Annotated in this window: 20 protein-coding genes, 1 tRNA gene and 1 pseudogene; 8 read left to right on the forward strand and 14 right to left on the reverse strand. The window is 41.0% G+C overall.

Going from position 1 to position 21,231, the window contains the following annotated elements:
- Both HMPREF0106_RS09180 and HMPREF0106_RS09175 read right to left on the reverse strand, forming a co-directional pair.
- Window positions 1-248 (reverse strand): DUF1016 N-terminal domain-containing protein (locus tag HMPREF0106_RS09180; protein WP_009040372.1); only part of this gene is annotated, 248 nt, incomplete at its 3' end.
- Window positions 249-712: 464 nt separating this feature from the next.
- The gene (locus HMPREF0106_RS09175; protein WP_009040373.1) at window positions 713-3,490 is read right to left on the reverse strand and encodes an AAA domain-containing protein; all 2,778 of its coding nucleotides are present in this window, start codon (window positions 3,488-3,490) and stop codon (window positions 713-715) included.
- 249 nt (window positions 3,491-3,739) lie between these two features.
- Between HMPREF0106_RS09175 and HMPREF0106_RS09170 the strand changes: the two genes are divergently transcribed.
- Both HMPREF0106_RS09170 and HMPREF0106_RS09165 read left to right on the forward strand, forming a co-directional pair.
- Window positions 3,740-4,780 (forward strand): alcohol dehydrogenase, encoded by a 1,041-nt coding sequence (locus HMPREF0106_RS09170; RefSeq protein ID WP_254706045.1) that lies wholly within the window; start codon window positions 3,740-3,742, stop codon window positions 4,778-4,780.
- Window positions 4,781-4,795: 15 nt separating this feature from the next.
- On the forward strand, window positions 4,796-5,272 hold the full coding sequence (locus tag HMPREF0106_RS09165; protein WP_009040375.1) for a low molecular weight phosphatase family protein: 477 nt from the start codon (window positions 4,796-4,798) through the stop codon (window positions 5,270-5,272).
- 14 nt (window positions 5,273-5,286) lie between these two features.
- Here HMPREF0106_RS09165 and HMPREF0106_RS09160 read toward each other — a convergent pair whose 3' ends face one another.
- Both HMPREF0106_RS09160 and mnmE read right to left on the reverse strand, forming a co-directional pair.
- On the reverse strand, window positions 5,287-6,129 hold the full coding sequence (locus tag HMPREF0106_RS09160; RefSeq protein ID WP_004310964.1) for a TrmH family RNA methyltransferase: 843 nt from the start codon (window positions 6,127-6,129) through the stop codon (window positions 5,287-5,289).
- 52 nt (window positions 6,130-6,181) lie between these two features.
- Window positions 6,182-7,579 carry a tRNA uridine-5-carboxymethylaminomethyl(34) synthesis GTPase MnmE gene (gene mnmE / locus HMPREF0106_RS09155; protein ID WP_009040376.1) on the reverse strand — a complete coding sequence of 466 codons (1,398 nt, stop codon included), beginning with the start codon at window positions 7,577-7,579 and terminating at the stop codon, window positions 6,182-6,184.
- A 134-nt stretch (window positions 7,580-7,713) separates the two neighbouring features.
- On the opposite strand from mnmE, the gene HMPREF0106_RS09150 reads away from it, so the two are divergent.
- Together HMPREF0106_RS09150 and HMPREF0106_RS09145 are read left to right on the forward strand one after the other, a co-directional pair.
- Complete coding sequence (locus HMPREF0106_RS09150; RefSeq protein WP_008644426.1) at window positions 7,714-9,621, forward strand: PAS domain-containing hybrid sensor histidine kinase/response regulator; 1,908 nt, start codon at window positions 7,714-7,716, stop codon at window positions 9,619-9,621.
- 82 nt (window positions 9,622-9,703) lie between these two features.
- On the forward strand, window positions 9,704-10,363 hold the full coding sequence (locus tag HMPREF0106_RS09145) for an NAD(P)-dependent oxidoreductase (RefSeq protein WP_004302018.1): 660 nt from the start codon (window positions 9,704-9,706) through the stop codon (window positions 10,361-10,363).
- A gap of 117 nt (window positions 10,364-10,480) precedes the next feature.
- Here the strand turns inward: HMPREF0106_RS09145 and HMPREF0106_RS09140 are convergent, their stop codons facing one another.
- The 4 genes from HMPREF0106_RS09140 to HMPREF0106_RS09125 all read right to left on the reverse strand — a co-directional run bounded on the left by HMPREF0106_RS09140 (window position 10,481) and on the right by HMPREF0106_RS09125 (window position 14,448).
- Window positions 10,481-11,359 (reverse strand): nucleoside phosphorylase, encoded by an 879-nt coding sequence (locus tag HMPREF0106_RS09140; RefSeq protein ID WP_004320316.1) that lies wholly within the window; start codon window positions 11,357-11,359, stop codon window positions 10,481-10,483.
- A gap of 156 nt (window positions 11,360-11,515) precedes the next feature.
- Window positions 11,516-12,517 (reverse strand): flotillin-like protein FloA, encoded by a 1,002-nt coding sequence (gene floA / locus HMPREF0106_RS09135; RefSeq protein ID WP_004304885.1) that lies wholly within the window; start codon window positions 12,515-12,517, stop codon window positions 11,516-11,518.
- Window positions 12,518-12,539: 22 nt separating this feature from the next.
- Entirely contained in the window at window positions 12,540-13,010 is a 471-nt protein-coding gene (locus HMPREF0106_RS09130; protein ID WP_009040378.1) for an NfeD family protein, read from the reverse strand.
- A 16-nt stretch (window positions 13,011-13,026) separates the two neighbouring features.
- On the reverse strand, window positions 13,027-14,448 hold the full coding sequence (locus tag HMPREF0106_RS09125; protein WP_009040379.1) for a tetratricopeptide repeat protein: 1,422 nt from the start codon (window positions 14,446-14,448) through the stop codon (window positions 13,027-13,029).
- A 183-nt stretch (window positions 14,449-14,631) separates the two neighbouring features.
- On the opposite strand from HMPREF0106_RS09125, the gene HMPREF0106_RS09120 reads away from it, so the two are divergent.
- A complete protein-coding gene (locus HMPREF0106_RS09120) occupies window positions 14,632-15,378 on the forward strand; it encodes an ATP-binding protein (RefSeq protein WP_009040380.1) in 747 nt (248 codons plus the stop codon).
- Window positions 15,379-15,393: 15 nt separating this feature from the next.
- The gene (locus HMPREF0106_RS09115) at window positions 15,394-15,765 is read left to right on the forward strand and encodes a DMT family protein (protein ID WP_004302024.1); all 372 of its coding nucleotides are present in this window, start codon (window positions 15,394-15,396) and stop codon (window positions 15,763-15,765) included.
- A gap of 76 nt (window positions 15,766-15,841) precedes the next feature.
- Here HMPREF0106_RS09115 and HMPREF0106_RS09110 read toward each other — a convergent pair whose 3' ends face one another.
- Genes HMPREF0106_RS09110 through HMPREF0106_RS09085 form a run of 6 tightly spaced genes read right to left on the reverse strand, consistent with a single transcriptional unit; the run spans window position 15,842 to window position 20,353 of the window.
- Entirely contained in the window at window positions 15,842-16,855 is a 1,014-nt protein-coding gene (locus HMPREF0106_RS09110) for an FAD:protein FMN transferase (RefSeq protein WP_004309770.1), read from the reverse strand.
- Window positions 16,856-16,885: 30 nt separating this feature from the next.
- Complete coding sequence (locus tag HMPREF0106_RS09105) at window positions 16,886-17,467, reverse strand: manganese efflux pump MntP family protein (protein ID WP_004302038.1); 582 nt, start codon at window positions 17,465-17,467, stop codon at window positions 16,886-16,888.
- A gap of 6 nt (window positions 17,468-17,473) precedes the next feature.
- Window positions 17,474-18,223, reverse strand: coding sequence for a DUF6048 family protein (locus tag HMPREF0106_RS09100; protein WP_004309771.1), 750 nt, complete (start codon window positions 18,221-18,223; stop codon window positions 17,474-17,476).
- On the reverse strand, window positions 18,207-18,791 hold the full coding sequence (locus HMPREF0106_RS09095) for a DUF6452 family protein (protein WP_004309772.1): 585 nt from the start codon (window positions 18,789-18,791) through the stop codon (window positions 18,207-18,209). Before HMPREF0106_RS09095 ends, HMPREF0106_RS09100 begins: the two co-directional genes overlap by 17 nt.
- Window positions 18,792-18,812: 21 nt before the next feature.
- Entirely contained in the window at window positions 18,813-19,763 is a 951-nt protein-coding gene (locus HMPREF0106_RS09090; RefSeq protein ID WP_004309773.1) for a glycosyltransferase family 2 protein, read from the reverse strand.
- Between the two features lie 32 nt (window positions 19,764-19,795).
- Complete coding sequence (locus tag HMPREF0106_RS09085) at window positions 19,796-20,353, reverse strand: DUF4199 domain-containing protein (protein ID WP_009040381.1); 558 nt, start codon at window positions 20,351-20,353, stop codon at window positions 19,796-19,798.
- Between the two features lie 308 nt (window positions 20,354-20,661).
- Here HMPREF0106_RS09085 and HMPREF0106_RS09080 point away from each other — a divergent pair.
- Window positions 20,662-20,735: transfer RNA gene (locus HMPREF0106_RS09080), tRNA-Thr, on the forward strand.
- Between the two features lie 305 nt (window positions 20,736-21,040).
- Window positions 21,041-21,231 (forward strand): annotated as a pseudogene (locus HMPREF0106_RS27870) (transposase); the annotation flags it as partial.

Raw genomic sequence — 21,231 nt, forward strand, 5'->3', positions numbered from 1 at the left:
CTCTTTGACAAACCAGCCGCATTGGGTATAGCTTCACGTAAATCTTTGCTCAATCGAGTGATAACACTTTCGCCCCAGCGTTCTTCTACGTGCAATTCAACAATGTCACGACCTAAAAGCCAGTTGAATTTCAACTGTTCCACATTTACTTTCACCGCTGCCTTTATTTGGCTTTGACGATAGCGACCGCAAAGGTCTTTCACCCATTGCAGATATTCTTTATCAAGTATGTTTATTGACTTGTTCATCGTAATCTATAATACTTCAGTTGCGTTAATTTTTAGTTCTTCTGACATCAGTTTTGGGAGAAGTGTGTCGCGTAGAATTGTTAACCTAATGCTTTCCTGTTCATTTCTTAGTATTTGGTCGAAATACGGTTTATTTATCTGCCTATTTTTGTAAAACAGATGATTCTTATTGTTATATGTATTGTATCTTATCCGCATTTTAATTAATGTATTTACGATGAGATAGTTTTTTGTCATTGTGATTAATGTTTATTTATGTACTCACTTTAAGTTCTTAGAAACTTTTAATGAGGTTGATGCAAAAGTAGAAAATAATTTCCATAGTGCTGTCGTACTTTAAATGAGAAGTAAATGTAGGCATTATTATTGATGTGATTGTTATAGTTGGAGTAAAATTTATTCTTTTGGTTGTTAGAATATGCAGAAACTCCTATTCTAAAAAAATATGATTTGCAATGAACATTCTAATGCAAGTTTAATACTTCACTTAACTTATCTCCAATAACTTTCTTCTCATTACTACCAATAGTAGACAATCTCACTAACGGAATTCCGTACAACTCTAAAATATGATTCTTTTTAATATCACGTTCTGACTGACTCGTCCCCGATTTGTGGAATGCATAACCATCCGTCTCAATAGCCAATACCGGTTGTTTACTCACACGATTATAAATTAGAAAATCAATATGAGTATTTATATTTTCAGCATATTTGCTTTCCTCTTCATTCAATAGAGAATAATCCTGAATCAACATATAGAGTGGTAAATGGCAAATGATATTCAAATGACGCATATTGATATTCTCTTTCAGAATATCTTCAAGTAAGGCGAATGTAAGATTCTCGGAATCGTATTCGGATATTTTCTTGTGTTTCTTCAAATAGGCAATTCGGGCATCTGTGTATTGCTCATATAGATAATCGAATATAGAATGAATCTTACTGGTGGAAACAGTGCCATTGTTATATTCGATATAAGCAATCAAATCGCTGATATTGCAGTCTTTGGGTTGTTCGTTTCCCGATACGACTAAATAGAATTGTGACTTAGCCCGCGAAACAGCAACATTGAGCAGGTTGGGATCGTCGGAAAAGGAAGTGATGACATCGTCGACAGTGGTCATAATGATAGCATCCTTTTCTCTTCCCTGAAACTTATGGACTGTTGCAACATCAATATCCTCTTCAAGTGCGGATTTTACTGCATCTACTTGTTTGTTATATGGAGCTATGACGCCAATTTCATCTGTTTCATAAGATAGATTCGGTAGTACTTCCTCTTTGATAACATCTATTTCCCGTTGATTCATGTGGCTGCGGGAGTGGTAACCTTTGGCTGTCCGTATGGCACAAATGACATCCTCTTCTCCTTTATCACGTGTCATGATGACGAGATCTCCACCATAAAATTTCTGATTACAGAAGTTGATGATTCGGGGATGGCATCGATAATGTTCCCGTAACAAGGTCTGTGGTACATTCGGAATAACTTTGCAGACAGATTGCAAAAAACTCATATTGGCACAGTCATATTCCGGCTTAATCAGGCAGGCATTAGCGATAAAGTTTAGCTTTTCCTTATCTTCTTCTGTGACTACATTGGGGAGTTGCATGGTGTCGCCGACAATGATTGCATTTTTAGCACATGACAAGGCTAAAGCTCCGGTCTCAACGGAAACCTGCGACGCTTCGTCCATAATGATATAATCATATACAGCATCTCGTTGCAGACTGCTTAATGATGAAAAGGTCGTACTTAATATAATAGGGTATTCTTTTTGTACCTCTCGCCAATTATTTCTTAGATCAGGGAGCGTAAAGATGGGCTTGTCATGGTTATTGCCATAGGTATGAAATAACTGATTCTTTAGATATTTCATTGATGTATCGGCCATTTGTCTAGCCATTTCTGTTGCATCTTTGTTGGCAAGTTCCTTTTCTAATGTGTCTATTTCAACTTCCAGCTCTGCATACTTTGTTTGGTAGAATAAGATTTGGAAGTCGGCGATAATCAAACTCATCTCCCGGTTATAAAAACTTTTATCGGGGATTTTACAAATCGCTTTGCTCCTGAATTTAAAGAAGAACCATTTCAACCGTTGAATAAAAGCAGCTATTCCCCGAAGACTTGATGATTGTTCTTTTTCTGCAAATTGCTGACATTCATTCCATAAATTCAGAAGGTCTGCCGAGCTGGAACTTTTCCGTTGTTGGAGAGTAAATTCTTTTGTTCCGAACTCTTGCAGATAATGTTGCCACTCTATTTTTAAAGCTTGTATTTCCTGTCTTGCCATGGCAAGGCGTTCCTGTTTGTAAAATATGCTTTTTAGTTCTTCGGTCTGATGATGTATCTGATTGAGAAATTGAGGTTGGTCGGCATCCGCATCATGCCATGACTCAAAGTTCTCCGGATATTGTTTTTCCTCTTCTTGAGTCTCGATGAATTTCTCTTTGTTAGCTGTGCTGCCAAGCAATGCAACAATGAATCCCATATCGTATTTGGATAACTTCTCAAGTACATTGACAATGGCGGAGTTATTATTAGATACTACCTGAACAGTCTTACCACGCACAAGGATATTGGCAATGATGTTCAGAATCGTTTGGGTCTTTCCAGTTCCCGGAGGTCCTTGCACAACACTGATTTGATTCTCAAAAGCTGCCTGGACTGCTTTTTGCTGGCTTGCATTACAACCGAAAGGAAAAATCAAGGTTGAGGCAGTCCGGGTCTGCATTTTATATTTTTGAGGATTCAGATATACAGCAATAGCTCTGTTGTTTGCGATGAAATGAATCTTTTCATATTGTTTTGCCAATAGCTTCGTTCCGTCATCAGCTTTCAATTCGTTCGCATCGGCAACTTTCTTCAAATATTCGAATATACTTTTCGAACGACTCTCTCCCAAGCATGATTCGATAATTTCTAAGTCTTTTTCTCTGTAATCATACTCTTTACCATTCAGAAAACGAATGTGCCAATAGTTGTGTGATCCGGCCTTAAAAATAGATAAGGCTTTGATGTTTGATAAAGTTCTCCCTTTACTGATTATTTGATAATTATTGGGGTCCGGTTTGTCCGGATCAGTCAGCCAAAGGACATTTTCTTCTTTGTAAGTATACGCACTGGGAACATTCCGGAATACTACCTTATAGTTGCCATTATGATTTTGGCAACTTTCTATTTCAGGAGTCTTGATTTGACCTTTTATAATAATCAGATTTTCGGAAGTATCTATCATAGGCTTGTGTGTAAATATAATAAGTCGTGCTGCTGTTTTTATTTATTATTTAGGATATAAAAGTAAGAATATTTTCCAGAATATCAAAGCTGAAGTAGAAAAAACAGTGAATGACTTTATTCAGCTTTGTATTGTTATAAATATAGAGTGAGATTCGGTTTGGGAGTATTGAACGTGATAAAAGAGATTTGTTTTGCCAATGAAATCATTATCTTTGCAAGGTATATATTAATGAACGAGGAGGATATTATGCTTGCATACACATATATTGAACACGGAAAGTTTGAATTGCAGGAGAAAGCAAGACCGGAAATAAAGGATTCACGGGATGCAGTCGTGCGTGTAACACTTGGTAGCATCTGCACCAGTGATCTTCATATTAAACATGGCAGTGTGCCGCGTGCTGTGCCCGGAATAACTGTCGGGCATGAGATGGTAGGTGTGGTAGAACAAGTAGGGGCTGATGTCACTTCGGTGAAGCCTGGTGACAGGGTGATTGTGAATGTCGAAACTTTCTGCGGTGAGTGTTTTTTCTGTAAGCATGGATATGTGAATAACTGTACTGATCCTAATGGCGGTTGGGCTTTAGGTTGTCGAATTGATGGCGGTCAGGCGGAATATGTCAGAGTTCCTTATGCGGATCAAGGTTTGAATCGTATTCCGGATACAGTGAGTGATGAACAAGCTTTGTTTGTCGGTGATGTGCTTGCAACAGGTTTTTGGGCAGCATGCATCTCGGAAATAACCGCGGAAGATACTGTTCTTATCATCGGTGCCGGACCTACCGGGATTTGTACTTTGTTGTGTGTGATGCTGAAGAAGCCAAAACGCATTATTATCTGTGAGAAGTCTCCTGAAAGAATTCGGTTTGTCCGCGAGCATTATCCTGATGTGTTGGTGACTGAACCGGAAAACTGCAAGGATTTTGTTCTCAAGAACAGTGACCATGGTGGAGCAGATGTTGTTTTGGAAGTGGCAGGGGGTGACGATTCCTTCCATTTGGCTTGGGATTGTGCCCGTCCTAATGCTATTGTCACGATTGTAGCCCTCTATGATAAACCACAACTTCTTCCTTTACCTGATATGTATGGCAAGAATTTGGTTTTTAAAACAGGTGGAGTGGATGGCTGCGATTGTAACGAGATTCTCATGCTGATTGAGGAAGGTAAAATTGATACTACTCCTCTTATTACACATCGATTTCCGTTGAATGAGATTGAGGAGGCCTATCGTATCTTTGAAAACAAATTAGATGGAGTTATTAAAGTAGCTATATCAGGAAATAAATAAAAATAGAATTTGTGTATGAAGAATATACTGATAGTAAGTAATAATGATATGTGCCGCAGTCGTATGGCACAGGAAATTTTGAACTCCTTTGGTAGAGGGATGAAGATTAGTACTGCCGGTATTTTGGCTGGAAATTCTGTCCCTGACGTTATTTGCCAAGTGATGGAACAAAATGGATATGACTTTTCGCGTAGAAAGCCCTGTGACGTTGCGACATATGCCCAACAGACGTGGGATTATGTCATTACCCTTTGTCCGGAAGCAGAGGAAGTGCAAAAGGAAATGCAGGGTGTAGTGAGAAAATACGTTTCTTTCAACTTTACAGATCCCTTTCAGGGAGGAATTCATGTAGAAGATGAGCAGGAAGAACGGGTTAGGGCACTATATGACATCATGCATAAAGAACTGTATGAGTTCTTTCGAAGTGAATTGATGGAAAAGTTGTTACCTCGCTGTTCCTGTGGCGCAAATACGTATTGTAGGTGTGAGTAGGAATATAAGTAAAATCATATATGTACATCATCCGGTGATGGTGGCAGATCTGTGTCATTTTGAACGCGAAGTTGCCAGAAAGCAATAGCGGATGCGGCGGCTACATTGAGAGAATCGACACCGTTTGCCATAGGAATGCGGACTACATAGTCCGCCTCATTGATTGTTTCGTTTTGAAGACCATCCCCCTCTGTTCCCATTACGATGGCTAACTTGGGTTCGGTTGCTAAGATAGGATTATCGATAGAGATTGATTTCTCCGTGAGTGCCATAGCGACTGTACGGAAACCCTGTTTACGCAACTCATTGGGAGAACCGTCCAACCAAGTCCATGGTATCAGGAAGACAGAACCCATCGAAACCCTGACTGCACGTCGGTTTAACGGATCACAAGAATTGCGTGTTAATAATATAGCATCTATCCCCAAGGCGGCTGCGGAACGGAAGATGGCTCCGATATTAGTAGCGTCTACCACGCCCTCAATGACTACGATCCGTCGAGCTTTCCGACACACCTCCTCTACACTTGGTAGTGCCCGACGACGCATGGCACAGAGGACACCGCGCGTCAGTGTATATCCGGTCAATGTGGCAAGTAACTTTCTTTCACCGGTATAGACAGGTATATCACCACAACGTTCAATGATGCCAGCGGCATCACCAGTGATATGCTTCTGTTCACACAAGAGGGCTAAAGGCTCATAACCAGCATTCAGAGCTACATGGATAACTTTGGGGCTTTCTGCAATAAGCAATCCCTTATCAGGCTCGATACGATTCCGTAATTGAGCTTCGGTGAGGGTACTGAATATTTCTACTCCGGAGTCTGTTAAGGATGATATTTCTATAATGGGCATAGTGATTTCTTTAAACGATCTATTTTATTGCAGCAATGATAGTATGCGCTTCTTACTTACCGATGCAAAAATGTTGAAAGATATTTTGAAGCACCATATCATTCGTAACCTCCCCCGCTATGTCCGAAATAAAGAAGATACACTCTCGTATGTCTTGCGAAAGAAAATCCCCGGAAATCTGCGAATCAAGTCCGTTTTGTACTCTATGAATAGCTTCCAAAGCTTTGTTTAAAGCTTCGTAATGTCTTACGTTTGTCACAATAATATCATTCTGTGTCACTGTAGGCAAGTGTGCGGCATCAATAAGCATTTTTTGTAGCTCACTTGTATTCTTTCGTTGTTTGGCCGAGATGAAAATAGATTCCGTAGATTCTTTGGGGAAGTCTTTTAATAAAGATAATACATTCTCTTTCTGTTTATCTTCAATCAAATCAGCCTTATTGAATACAACAATCAAATGTTTTCCTTCGCAACGTGGAATTATTTTCTCCGATAACTGTTCAATTTGAGAAGCGGCATTCACAGCATCTACCATCCAAAGAACAATCTCCGCCTGATCCAACTTCTGAAAAGTACGTTCAATACCCAAACTTTCAATCGTGTCATTGGTTTCCCGGATTCCGGCGGTATCAATGAACCGGAAAGTGATTCCTCCGATATTGACAGTATCTTCGATTACATCACGTGTTGTCCCGTGAATATCACTGACAATGGCTTTATCCTCATTCAATAATACATTCAGTAAAGTCGATTTTCCGGCATTTGTTTCACCGATGATAGCTACGGGAACACCATTCTTAATGGCGTTGCCGACACTAAATGAATGAGCCAACCGCGAAATGACCTGTTCAATTTCATCTGCCAGTTTCCTTAATGCCGAACGATCGGCAAATTCCACATCCTCTTCGCTGAAATCCAACTCCAATTCAATCATGGAAGTGAAATTCAACAACTTGTTGCGTAGATCTGTCAGCTCTTTACTGAATCCACCCCGCATCTGGCTCATTGCCAATCGGTGAGTGGCAGCAGATGAAGAAGCAATCAAGTCCGCCACAGCTTCTGCCTGACTTAAATCCATTTTTCCATTGAGGAAAGCACGTTGCGTATATTCTCCCGGCTGGGCCATGCGGCAACCGTTTTTAATAAGCAACTGCATTACCTGTTGAAGAATATAAGTGGAACCATGACACGTGATTTCCGTACTGTCTTCTCCCGTATACGAATGAGGAGCACGGAAAAGGCTGACGAGCACTTCATCAATCATCTCGTCTTCGTCATAAATACGCCCGAATGTCAAAGTATATGGTTTTTGTTCGCTCAATAATTTGCCAGCTTTGGCTGGCTTGAAGATGCTGCCGGTAATAGAAATAGCTTCCGGACCGGAAACGCGGATGCTTCCGATAGCACCGCCTTGAGCGGTAGCGATGGCACAGATAGTATCTTGAATCATTGTTTTTTCTTTTTGGATGAGCAAAGATAATTGTTTCTAAGTAAAAAACAGAAAATTGAGCACAACTTGTGCTTTATTTGTTTATATTTGCTGCCATGCAGTGGTACACCAAACAAAATAAAACAATAATGCTTATGGAACCAGCGATTAATTTATATTCTTCCAATGAAAAGAGTGAACTCATACGGGAGAACTCACAAGAAATACTTTCTGTCCTTGCAGCTCATCAAATAGCTTTGTGGGAATATGATATCATTACGGGCAAATGCTCCTTTTCAAACGATTATTTTTTTACACTGGGATTAAAGGATGCCGGGATCATTTTTGAAGATATAGATGATTTCTATCGGTTTATTCATCCGGAAGATATTGAATTCTATAAACAAGCCTTTGCAGAAATGCTTTCATCAGACTCTAAGACCTCACAAATTAGAGTTCGTTGTATAAGTGAACAAGGGAAAGTAATTTGGCTGGAAGATCATTTTCTGTCTTACAAAGAGAGTTGCGAAAGTCATCCGGGTAAACTGCTGGCATATACGGTGAACGTCACTTCACAATGCGAAAAGGAGCAACATATCAAATATCTGGAAGAGTATAATCGCAAAATAATTGAAGCATTGCCGGAATTCATTTTTATTTTTGATGATAATTTCTTTATTACCGATGTCCTGATGGCACCGGGAACGATATTGCTTCACCCTGTGGAAGTGCTACGCGGAGCAGATGGACGATCTATTTATTCACCGGAGGTTAGCGACTTGTTTATTTGTAACATTAGGGAATGTTTGCGTGATGGTAAGTTGAAGGAAATAGAATATCCGCTTGAAGTGGATGGAAGTCTGCATTATTTTCAGGCACGTATCGCCCCCTTTGAAGGAAACAGGGTACTTGCGTTGATACATGATATCGGAGACCGGATTCAGCGTTCGCAGGAATTGATCGAAGCTAAACGTCGTGCGGAAGATGCTGATAAAATGAAGTCGGTCTTTTTAGCTAATATGAGCCATGAAATTCGTACTCCGTTGAATGCTATTGTCGGTTTTTCGGAGATTATCGCAGTGACAGAAAGTGAAGAAGAGAAAATGGAGTATCTGGAAATTATTCAGAGAAATAGCAACCTGTTACTGCAGTTGATTAATGATATTTTAGACCTTTCCCGTATTGAATCCGGCAAATCGGAAATGCATTTCCAGCAGGTTGAGATCGCAGGACTAGTGGAAGAAGTGGAAAAAGTGCACCAGCTGAAGATGAAGTCGAATGTAGAATTGAAAGTGATTCGTCCCGAAGGAGAATACTGGACTTCTACTGATCGTAACCGTGTGATGCAGGTATTGTTCAATTTCTTGTCGAACGCGATTAAAAATACGGAAAAGGGAAGTATAACTTTAGGCTTGAAACATGAAGGACCCTGGCTGAAACTGTATGTCAGCGATACGGGTTGCGGTATATCCAAAGAGAAACTCCCTCAAATTTTCACCCGGTTTGAGAAACTGAATGATTTTGTGCAAGGCACCGGATTAGGGCTTTCAATTTGTAAAAGCATTGTAGAACGACTGGGCGGCCGTATCGAAGTAACTTCAGAATTAGGGCAGGGGAGTATGTTTGCACTCTATTTACCCTATCAGGAAATACCGAAGGAGGTTGCCGAAAGAAGACTTCCGCATAAGAAGAATGTCGATGAGGATAAACGTAAAAAGATATTGGTGGTAGAAGACATTGAGTCGAACTTTGTCCAACTTAATATTTTTCTGAATAAGGAATATATTATTTCATGGGTACGCAATGGACAGGAAGCCATCAATAGTTTTATCCGCGAAAAGCCGGATTTGATTCTGATGGATATTCGTATGCCGATCATGGACGGTATTCAAGCCACTGAAAAGATCCGTACTATTTCTCTGACTGTGCCTATTATTGCAGTGACCGCGTATGCTTTCTATACTGAACAGCAACAGGCTATTCAGGCAGGATGCAACGCTGTTATCTCAAAGCCCTATTCTTTGGAAAGGTTGAAAGAGACAATAGAATCTTATATCGGATAATTAATTTTCTAAAAGAGAACTAACATTCTGAATGTTGTAGTGTTATTTATTATATAGTAGTAACATTATAATATATTAGAATATGGAGAAAGTGAAAAAGATAGTCCTTATCGGGGCAAGCGGCTTTGTGGGCTCTGCCCTTCTGAATGAAGCATTGAATCGTGGTTTCGAGGTTACGGCAGTGGTTCGTCATCCGGAAAAGATAAAGATAGAGAATGAAAATCTGAAAGTGGTGAAAGCCGATGTCTCCGCGCTTGATGAAGTGGCTGCCGTTTGTAAGGGTGCAGATGCTGTTATTAGTGCATTCAATCCGGGATGGAATAATCCTGATATATACGATGAAACAATCAAAGTTTATCTGACCATTATTGATGGAGTGAAGAAAGCGGGTGTTAATCGTTTTTTGATGGTGGGCGGTGCCGGTTCTTTGTTTATCGCTCCGGGCTTGCGTCTGATGGATTCCGGTGAAGTACCCGAAAATATATTGCCGGGAGTGAAAGCTCTAGGAGAGTTTTATCTGAACTTTTTAAAGAAAGAAAAAGAAATAGACTGGGTATTTTTCTCTCCGGCAGCGGATATGCGTCCGGGAGTACGTACAGGACGTTATCGGTTGGGAAAAGATGATATGATTGTAGATATTGTAGGAAACAGCCATATCTCTGTTGAAGATTATGCCGCCGCCATGATTGATGAACTGGAATATCCGAAACACCACCAGGAGAGATTTACGATTGGTTATTAATAAAAAAACAATGGCTTGAATCTATACATATTATCAGTGAAAGATTCAAGCCATTATACATTCTTTTAATTGCAATTTTATTCTTTCGATTACAATTTAACTCTCCTAAATATAGATTTATATCCTGTCAAGTACTGTCTTAATTAGCGTATCGATTGTATTCTTATATCCGGTGTTGGCCTCTTTGATAAGTCGGTTGGCTATCACCATGCAGACGGTCATTGCCTTGTGTCCCATCAACCGGCTAAGTCCTGCCAAAGCCGAACTTTCCATTTCGAAGTTGGTAATTTTGTAACCTTTATATTCGAACGCTTCAATCTTATCATTCTGTTTCGGGTCTGCTAACGGGATACGAAGTTCACGTCCTTGAGGACCGAAGAAACCTCCGGCAGCGATTGTCACTCCACGTACCATGTCGTCTTTGGCGATCCGGTCAATCAATTCTTCATTGGCATCAATGACGTAAGGAGCAGGAGCGCACATATTTCCCGACCAACCCATGTGATTGAGGAAAGCACGTTCGAAAGGCAAATCGCATACGGCATTACGTCCGGCATAGAAATTCAGTAACCCGTCGAAACCGATGGACTTTTGCGAACATACAAAAGTTCCGACAGGCGTATTGGGTTGTAGGCCGCCACATGTGCCGATACGCACTAATTCCAGTTGGCGGAACTGATCCTTTTCTTCACGGGTGACAAAGTCGATATTGGCGAGTGCATCTAATTCATTCATTACGATGTCGATGTTATCGCAACCGATTCCTGTAGAGACTACCGTAATCCGTTTACCTTTGTAAGTACCCGTGATGGTTTTGAATTCGCGGCTTTCCACTTCACATTCTTTGTTTTCGAAATGAGAAGCTACGAGTGCTACACGTCCGGGGTCACCTACTAGGATTACTTTATCTGCCAACCATTCGGGTTTTACGTGAAGATGGAATACTGAACCGTCTTCATTGATTATCAATTCAGAGGATGGAAAGTACTTTTTCATGTCATTGAAAGGTTTTAGTTTTATAATAGGATTGTATCTATAAATAGAAACGCCGGAACCGGATTTAAGTTCAGAAGAAGTCTCTTTCTTTTTCCATAGAAAAGGAGAGAACGTCTTGCGACTGAAATGAAATCGGATTCCGGCGTTTGTGAACGATTATTTGCTCAATGGCTGATTGCCAGCATTGCCTGTTGTCGGCTTGGCGATATTCTCACGCATGGAAGTATCAGCTTCGATATTCTTCATGCGATAATAATCCATGATGCCTAAGTTTCCACTGCGGAAAGCTTCAGCCATTGCTTTAGGAACTTCAGCTTCTGCTTCAATCACTTTGGCACGAGCTTCCTGTGCTTTTGCTTTCATTTCCTGTTCGGAAGCTACTGCCATAGCACGGCGCTCTTCAGCTTTTGCCTGTGCAATATTCTTATCTGCATTAGCCTGATCGATTTGCAGAGCCGCACCGATGTTCTTACCTATGTCGATGTCCGCAATATCAATAGACAGAATCTCGAAAGCAGTTCCTGCGTCCAGACCTTTACGAAGTACAAGTTTAGAGATAGAATCCGGATTCTCCAATACCGATTTATGGTTTTCAGAAGAACCGATAGACGAAACGATACCTTCACCTACACGGGCAAGGATCGTATCTTCACCTGCACCACCGACCAGCTGGCGGATATTGGCACGTACTGTAACACGAGCCTTAGCTATCAACTGGATACCGTCTTTCGCAACAGCCGTTACAGGAGGAGTATCAATCACTTTCGGGTTTACAGACATCTGTACAGCTTCGAATACGTCACGTCCTGCCAGGTCGATAGCAGTAGCCATCTGGAAAGGCAATTCGATGTTGGCTTTCGATGCCGATACTAAGGCGTGAACTACCTTTTCTACGTGTCCGCCAGCCAGATAATGGGCTTCCAGTTCGTCGCGGGTGATATTTTTCAGACCGGCTTTGTGGGCTTCGATCATTCCCGGAACGATGATATACGGCGGAACGTTACGTATACGCATTAAGAATAGTTGTATCAGCGAGATGTTAACTCCCGAAACTTTAGCCGACAACCAAAGGAAGAACGGCACGTAATGGAAAAATATTATCAAGAAGATAATACCTCCGGCTATCAGAAAGATAGGCAAGTAGAAAGATGATTCCATTGATGTTTTTATTAAGTGAATATTATTCTTTGTGTTTCTCAACCATGATTGTACCGTCGGTGATCCGGCTTACGATTATCGGAGTCTTCTCATTGAGGAACCCGTCTATTGACTTTACCTCTACAATTTTTCCGTTAATCTCGGCATAACCGATTTGTGCCAGGCGGGTAGTACTGATTCCTATATCACCCACTTTGACGCTATCTTCTGCGCTACGGTCTATTTTTGAATCGATATCTTTTTTCAACGCCAGTTTGTCCAGCATTTTCGATCGCATAAACCAAATCAGTGATCCGATGCAGGCAACCGTTGATATGCCAAGAGTGACAAATCCTCCTGCCATACCTAAATTGGTGAATGCATAGTAGTTGGCATACAGGATGCAAACCAATGCAGAAATTCCGGCCAGACTAATGCCCGGGATGACGAACAGTTCTACCAGAAACAGTATGACTGCGGCAATAATGAGAACGGCGATAATGAGTATATCCATAGTTCAGAGTTATTATTTATTTTGTTTTTTCTGCATTACGTACATTCACTTCGAGAGCATCGAGTTCTTCGGACATTTGCAGTATCCGCTTTTCGAGGTCGAGAATGGCAGGAGCCATTTTGGCTTTTCCCTGTTGGTTGGCACCGGCATATTGTTGACGAAGGCCGTTCAGCTTTTCTTCTTGTTGATAATAGTCTTTTTCCATCTGCTGATAGCGTTGGAAAAGTGTCTTGGCTTTTGCGGATTTAAAGTCGCTCATCAGATAGTAAGTCGTATGGTCGTCAATGACAAACTCAAAGTCCATGGCACGGCGTTCTTTGGGCTTATGACTGATAGCAGCTTTCAATCGTTGCAGTGCTTCGGTAACCGCTTGTTTATCCTTCCAGGTTTCTTTCAGCGAATGAATCTGTGCCAGACGAATGATCTCTTGCTGCTCCATTGCTTCATAATTATAAGTCTGTTTGGAAGTGTTAGGGATGAATACATAAATACATATCTTTCCTTCCGGTTGGAAACGGTCGGAAGCAAACCATCCGAGGTTGTTGTATTCATCGATGACGTACATATAATCGTTGTACGGCGAGTTGAACGGCATACCCACATTTTCCGGAACAAGATAAGTGTCGGTATTCGTGTTGTAGCGAGTGACAAAAATATCATAGCCACCCAATCCCTCGCCATCGCTGGCGTAATAAACGGTGACTCCATCCGATAGAACAAACGGATAATTCGCATTCCCGGAAGCATTGATACTACCCGGTAACGGACGTCCGTCACTCCATTCATTCAACAACTTGTTCTTTGAAAAGATATCAAGATTACCTTTCTCGCCCTTTTCGCTATAATAAATTTTATTTCCGATTTCTGTTTCATAAACAGTTCCCGGATGATCTCCTTCTGTCTTGAAGAATTCATTGAAAGTAAACAGTTTGCCCGATTCTTCGCTGATCTTGTAAGCGTTCAGGAAAGTTGCTTTGTCCACAACGAAACTGTCGATGATACATACTTCCTCAACCCCCTTCAACATACGAAGGTCAGATTTGCTTTTCTCCAGAAGTTTCTCCGCTTCTTCCGTCGGTTTCTTGCGTTTACTTAAGTCTGCGATGTATTCTTCAAAGCAGTTCACTGCGTCTTCAAAGCGGTACGTCTCATTATATGCTTGTCCCAAATAGAGTTGTCCACCGGTGATACGTTTCTTTACCGCTATTTCAAGAGGTTTCACCGCCTCTTCCGCCTCTCCGGTTTTCAGGCAACATACGCCATACCAATAATTATAATTCCCGTTCGACGGTTGTGATTTAGTATACTTCTTAAAAACTGGTTTGGCTTGTTCGTACTCACCTTTGGTAAATAAGGTGCGTGCCTGTTCCAACGTTTGTGCAGAGACTTCGCAAAGGAAGAGGCTGCAAATTAAAAATAGAATATATTTTCCTTTCATCGTTTTGAGCGTTTATGAGTGACGGGTAGATTGAAAACATCGCTGCTTTCGGGCACCGGTCCATTTATCAATTGTTCAAAAGTACAAATTTATTAGAAATAAACCCTTTTTCAGTGATTCTATTATGTTAATTCTTCTTTAAATCATTCTTTTCGCTTACTTTTGCAGCCGATTTTTAAAGATATGACACAATTTACGGAAGAAGAGAAAACCATTCGCCGCATTGAACGGCGGTTTAATAAAGGAGTGGTGCAATATGGATTGATAGAAGAAGGAGACAAAATCCTTATCGGACTGTCGGGAGGAAAGGATTCGTTGGCGCTTGTGGAACTGTTGGGGAGACGCGCACGTATCTATAAACCTCGCTTTTCTGTCGTTGCCGTCCATGTAGTGATGAAGAATATTCCTTATCAGAGTGATACGGAATATTTGAAAGCGCACTGTGAGACGTATGGAGTTCCCTTTGTGCAGTATGAGACTGCCTTTGATCCTGCTACCGACACACGTAAATCTCCCTGTTTCCTCTGTTCATGGAACCGTCGGAAAGCCCTGTTCACAGTTGCCAAGGAACACGGATGCAATAAAATCGCTCTCGGTCACCATATGGATGATATTTTGGAAACTTTATTGATGAATATCACTTATCAGGGAGCTTTCAGTACAATGCCGCCCCGGTTGATGATGAAGAAGTTTGATATGACAATTATTCGTCCGATGTGTCTGGTCCATGAAGCTGATTTGGTAGAATTGGCAGCTTTGCGTCATTATCAGAAGCAAGTGAAGAATTGTCCTTATGAATCGCAGTCCAGCCGGAGTGATATGAAAGGAATTTTACGGCAGTTGGAAGCGATGAACCCGGAAGCTCGTTATAGCCTTTGGGGCAGTATGACTAATGTACAGGAGGAATTATTACCAGATAAAATAGATTAATTTGAATAGATTGTTATGAAAGGATTCTATACCATTTTGTTACTGATTGTATCTAATGTCTTTATGACATTTGCTTGGTACGGACATTTAAAGATGAAACAGGAGTACAGTTGGTTCGCAGCTCTTCCGCTGATCGGTGTGATTGCGTTCAGCTGGGCGATCGCCTTTTTTGAATATTCCTGTCAGATACCGGCCAATCGCATTGGCTTTATAGGCAATGGAGGCCCGTTTTCATTGATGCAACTAAAAGTCATTCAAGAGGTAATAACACTTGTTATTTTTACAGTGTTCACTACCATCTTCTTTAAAGGTGAGGCTTTACATTGGAATCATCTGGCTGCATTTATTTGTCTGATTGCAGCAGTGTATTTCGTGTTTATGAAATAGATATTTGCCAATTGAATAGAGGTTCTGTTTTACTCAAGTAGAACCTCTGTTTGTATAATATATAAATATATATATATTACGGAGTAGTTATGTATTTTTTCATTCCCTCCGTATAATAAGTCTTGAACTCTCCATTTTCTCCACTATAAATAAAGTAGGCGTCAATCGTTGTATCCGCTTTGCAGAAAGCTTCCGCTTCTTCCAGTCCCATCACCATGAAGGCGGTGGCAAGGGCGTCGGCAGTCATACAGTCTTTGGCGATTACCGTAGAGGACAAGATATTGTGTTGTACCGGATAGCCAGTTCTAGGGTCAATCGTATGGGCGTATTTCTTCCCATCCTTATAATAATAATTGCGATAGTTTCCGGAAGTAGCCAAGCCTAAATCTGTTATCTCAAGAATTGTCTGTAAGTCTTGGTTTACGGCCAGTGAATCGTCGATGGGCTTATTGATTCCAATGCGCCATAAGCCTTTGGAAGGATTTTTCCCTTTCACTACCACCTCGCCGCCTATATCTACCATATAGTTTTTTATTCCCTTACGGTCGAGCAGTTGTGCAATTACGTCTACCGAATACCCTTTGGCCACGGCACTACAACTTAACATAGTACGAGGATCCTGTTTGATAACTTTGCCGTTATCCATTTTCACTTTTTCATATCCGGTGATTTGTAACAGACTGTCTATCATTAATGAATCAGGAAAAGCACCTTTTTTGAAACCGAATCCCCAAGCATTGGCAAGAGGGGCTACTGTAATGTCGAAAGCACCCTTTGTCTCGCGGGAAATTTCCATCGAGCGATGGAAGCATTTCTGGAAAAAACTATCAGTCACCAGCTCTTCATTGCGGTTGACGCGACTGATAACAGAACTGTCATTGAATGGCGATAAAGATTGGTCGAAGCGTTTTAGTTCAGCTTCTATTTCCGGTTTTAAGTCACCGTCATGCTGATAAGTAATTTTATATACTGTCCCAAACACCAAACCTTTGACACTGTAATAGCCAACTTGTTGATTATGTCTGACTAATATCCAGATAGTTGCCAAAATCAGGAAAGCCAGCCAAAGGAAACTTTTTTTTGTTTTCATACGCTCTTCTATTTGATGAGAAAACTCGTTTTATTGAAGAAATAAATGTTCAATTAATATCTTTAGTCCGATAATGACTAGAATGATACCTCCCCATAACTCTGCTTTCAGTTTCCGGGCGATGCCGCAGCCACATTGGATACCAAAGATCAGACCGATGAGTGACATGACAAATGAAACAAACCCGATGATGCTGATAGGAGGAAGGATTTCGGTATAGTCCTGAACTCCCAGAAAGGCAAAGGAAATGCCGATTGCCAATGCATCAATACTTGTGGCTATTGCCATAGTCAATACCACTTTCGGATTTGCCGGATTGAACAGTTTACAACATTCTTCTTCTTTGAAAGATTCTAAAATCATTCGTCCGCCTAAGAAGGCAAGGATCGCGAAAGCAATCCAATGGTCTACACTTTCTATAAGATGACTGAATGTCTTTGCACACATCCATCCGATAAATGGCATGATTGCCTGAAAAAAGCCGAAAGCAAAAGCCATGATTAGCATGGGTTTCCAACGGGTACGTTTCAAAATAATACCGCTTGCAATTGAGACAGCGAAACAATCCATCGCCAGACCTATTGCAAGCAGCCAAATCTCTAGTCCTGTCATTGTATTCTAAAGAGGCAATTTATAAATAAGGGAATAAGTGATTCCCATGTTATTTGATTTAAACTTTCCGTAACCGGGCACGTACCATGGGTCTCCATATTCTCCGGTAGATGCTTTGGTTTTGTATTTCATACGTACCGACCACCCCATGTTGAAGTTTTTGTAAATACGTACTTTGACGCCTAAAACGATTTCCAGCCATTGCACCGATCCTTTCATACCCAGATGGCTGAATGGCACACTTCCTCCCCAATAACCGTCTTCCAAACTGGGGTTACCTATTACATCTCCCCAGATAGGATCATCTGCCGGCATTGTGGAAACATCATATTTAAATGAACTGAATGCATAGCGAAGTCCTGCATACAAGTAGCTATTCTTCTCTTTTTTCTTTGCCATGGTGTTGTAGTCCACACCGATTCGGAAGAATGGGGCCATTTTGCTCTTATAGTGTATGCCTGTTTCGCTCCAGGTATCTGTTCCTCCCATACCAAACTCAATAGTAGGGATGAATTTATTCTTGAGGTTAACGGCTACGCTGACTTCAGAACTCATAAAGTCGCCTCCCAGCAGCTTGCTTCCAACGCCATATAAATCCACACCGACATACGTACCATTGTAGAGCGGAATGGTATCTATCTCGGCAACCTCTTTTTTCTTCTGATCTCTTTTGGGCGTTTGCGCCGGACGTTGCTGTTGTGCCAGCAACGGAAGCCCAATGCAAAAGAGCAGAAGCAGACTAATTAGTCGTTTCATCAGGTGTGCGTTCTGGCCGATAATTATAGAATATCTGCAAGTTCTCGATTTCATTTGTATTGGCTTCTTTATTTTTTATATGAAGAGAATCTATCTGGTCCGGCTGCCCGTTGCCATAGGGAGGAGGGTTACCCGGTCTTCCCGGTTTTCCAAATTTAGCGCTGATTATATTTTGTTTCATCATATAACCACATTCCATGGACTGGAAATAAGGAGTATTTTGTTGTACAATGTATAATGTGTCAAAATCTTTTTCTCTACGTTTGGGATCGTATCTGAATATGAACACAGTAGTGTCACTTGTGTATCGTAGTGGTAACATCAGGGTATGCACATTCTTTTCATTGTTCAGAATGATAGAGTCGGTGCCTAATGCTGTGATTGTTAATGAATCAAGCGTGTCTTTTAATGCAATAGTAGGGTTATCCGGATTAATGGTATATATTGTGCAGTACATCATCGGACGTCCTGCCAATGAGCAATCGTTCTCATCCGAGCAGGCACTGTGTAAGCTGACTGCACCGCCAATGATAGTCAATATGAGAAAGATACGAATTAAATTCTTCATAGTCAGTTTATTGAATGTGAATCAAATTTTCTTTTCTATCTGATAGTTATTCCGTTCCGGTGCATTGCGCGAGATGAGTTCGCCAAGGAATCCGGCTAAGAATAATTGCGTACCTATAATCATTGCCGTAAGTGACAAATAGAAATAGGGAGAGTCGGTCACCAGTCGGTAGGGGAGACCGTTGTACATGGCATATAGTTTACTGGCACCTACGATGATGACAGAAATCATTCCTATCAGAAACATCAATGATCCCAACAGTCCGAAGAAATGCATCGGCTTGATGCCGAATCTGGAGAGGAACCAAAGAGAGAGTAAATCCAGATACCCGTTTACGAAACGGTTCAGTCCGAATTTTGTTGTGCCGTATTTACGCGCCTGGTGGTGTACCACCTTTTCACCGATTTTCTTGAATCCGGCGTTCTTTGCCAAATAAGGTATATAACGATGCATCTCACCGTACACTTCGATATGTTTTACGACCTCTTTGCGATAGGCTTTCAATCCGCAGTTGAAGTCGTGCAGGTTTTTGATGCCTGATACTTTGCGGGCAGTAGCATTAAACAACTTGGTGGGCAGTGTTTTTGAAATAGGATCATATCTCTTTTGCTTCCAGCCGGATACCAGGTCGTAGCCATCCTTTGTAATCATCCGGTAAAGTTCGGGGATTTCGTCTGGGCTATCTTGTAGGTCCGCATCCATCGTTATGACTACGTTTCCTTCCGCTTCAGCGAATCCACAGTAGAGTGCAGGTGATTTACCGTAGTTACGGCGGAATTTGATACCTTTTACATGTTCCGATTGAGCTTTAAACTTTTCGATCACTTCCCATGAATGGTCGGTACTTCCATCGTTAACGAAAATCACTTCGAATGAGAATCCGTTGGCTTGCATTACCCGTTCTATCCAAGCATAGAGTTCGGGTAGTGACTCTTCTTCATTGAATAATGGGATTACAACTGATATATCCATTTTTTTATTACTAATTACTTACGAATTATAAATTACGATTGAGACACTCCGTCATTTTCCAGTTTGGCCTTTTTCATTACCATCAATGCGGTGGGAATGGCCAGGATACTTCCCCAAAATACATCCCATGACAATAGTTGCATGGTGATATTGATGGAAGTAAGTGAACGGGCGGTATCTATTGTTTCTTTTATAACTTCTTTGTTTTCTATCAGAGCCGGGGTGTTGGTCATCAGTTCGTCCCACAACTGGATGTAAGAGTTGATGATAAATCCATGATCGATGAATTGGAAATAGGCGTAGTGAGCCACAGCTACCAGCAGAGAAGCAAACATATACATAAATATGGTAAAGAGCATGGCATGTGAAAATTGGATACTTCCTCCGCAAATCTTATCCCGGTACATTTTCGCATAGTGATATCCGATGAAAGGTACGGACAATGTCAGGATTACAAATAAAAGCGAAAGGAAAGGTATGTGGAATCCCAGCGGAAATAATATGAACTTCAATATCCAGTAGATTCCCATATACGTGCCAAAATGCATGGCATATTTTTGTAAATAGCTTCTGTTCTCTGTCATCTTCATTTATAAATTGCGCACAAAGGTACAAATAATATCGGTTGGTAGGGGAAATCTGGTTGTTAAAGTTAATAAAGCAGAGGAAGTTGTTGTCTGAATATTTTTTTGCAATTTTAATTGCCTGAAATGTAGCCTGTTAGTCTTTTGTTAGTAAAAAAGTTGTCTGCAGCTATTGCAGAATACATAAAAATGTCTACCTTTGCAACCGCAAAACGGGTAAGTCCTATACGGCCAGCTCCCTTCGAATCCTCCAGGGCTTGATCGCAGCAAAGGTAGTTGGTTGTAGCGGCGCGATATAGATAGCTTACCCACCCGCCTCTTTAGCTCAGTTGGCCAGAGCACGTGATTTGTAATCTCGGGGTCGTTGGTTCGAATCCGACAAGAGGCTCAAAAAAGGATATATAACAAATCCAAGAAAAAAGCATTCAGGTATTAGTCTGGATGCTTTTTTATATATATTCGCATATTATCGAAATACACAGTTCCCTAATTGTTGTAATATCCCATTTTTAAGAAAAGCAAAGATTTACAGTTTCTTTTTGATTCATTATTGTTATTCATTCTTGTATATTATGCTCAGGATAGGATCTGAGTAAAAGCATCACATTGGATAAATGGCGTTGCAATATTCCATGAAGTTGCGGCTCAGTCTGAAACCTTGGGGGATTGCGTTAAAATTCTTATTTTTGCATCATGAAAACATCCTCTTCCCAAACGATTGATCCTGTTGCTTCTTTAAGCTTGTTCTTGCCTTCAGGAATCCTTGATTACTTTACCCTAGTCAATCATGTTTCTCAGGATACTTGCTTTATTCTTTATTTAGAGGAGAAAGCCACTATTCCTTCTGAGTACTCAGATCTACATCTTCACTCAAAAGGTTTCCT

Origin of the sequence: Bacteroides sp. D22, assembly GCF_000163675.1 — a bacterium.
Taxonomy (GTDB): domain Bacteria; phylum Bacteroidota; class Bacteroidia; order Bacteroidales; family Bacteroidaceae; genus Bacteroides; species Bacteroides xylanisolvens.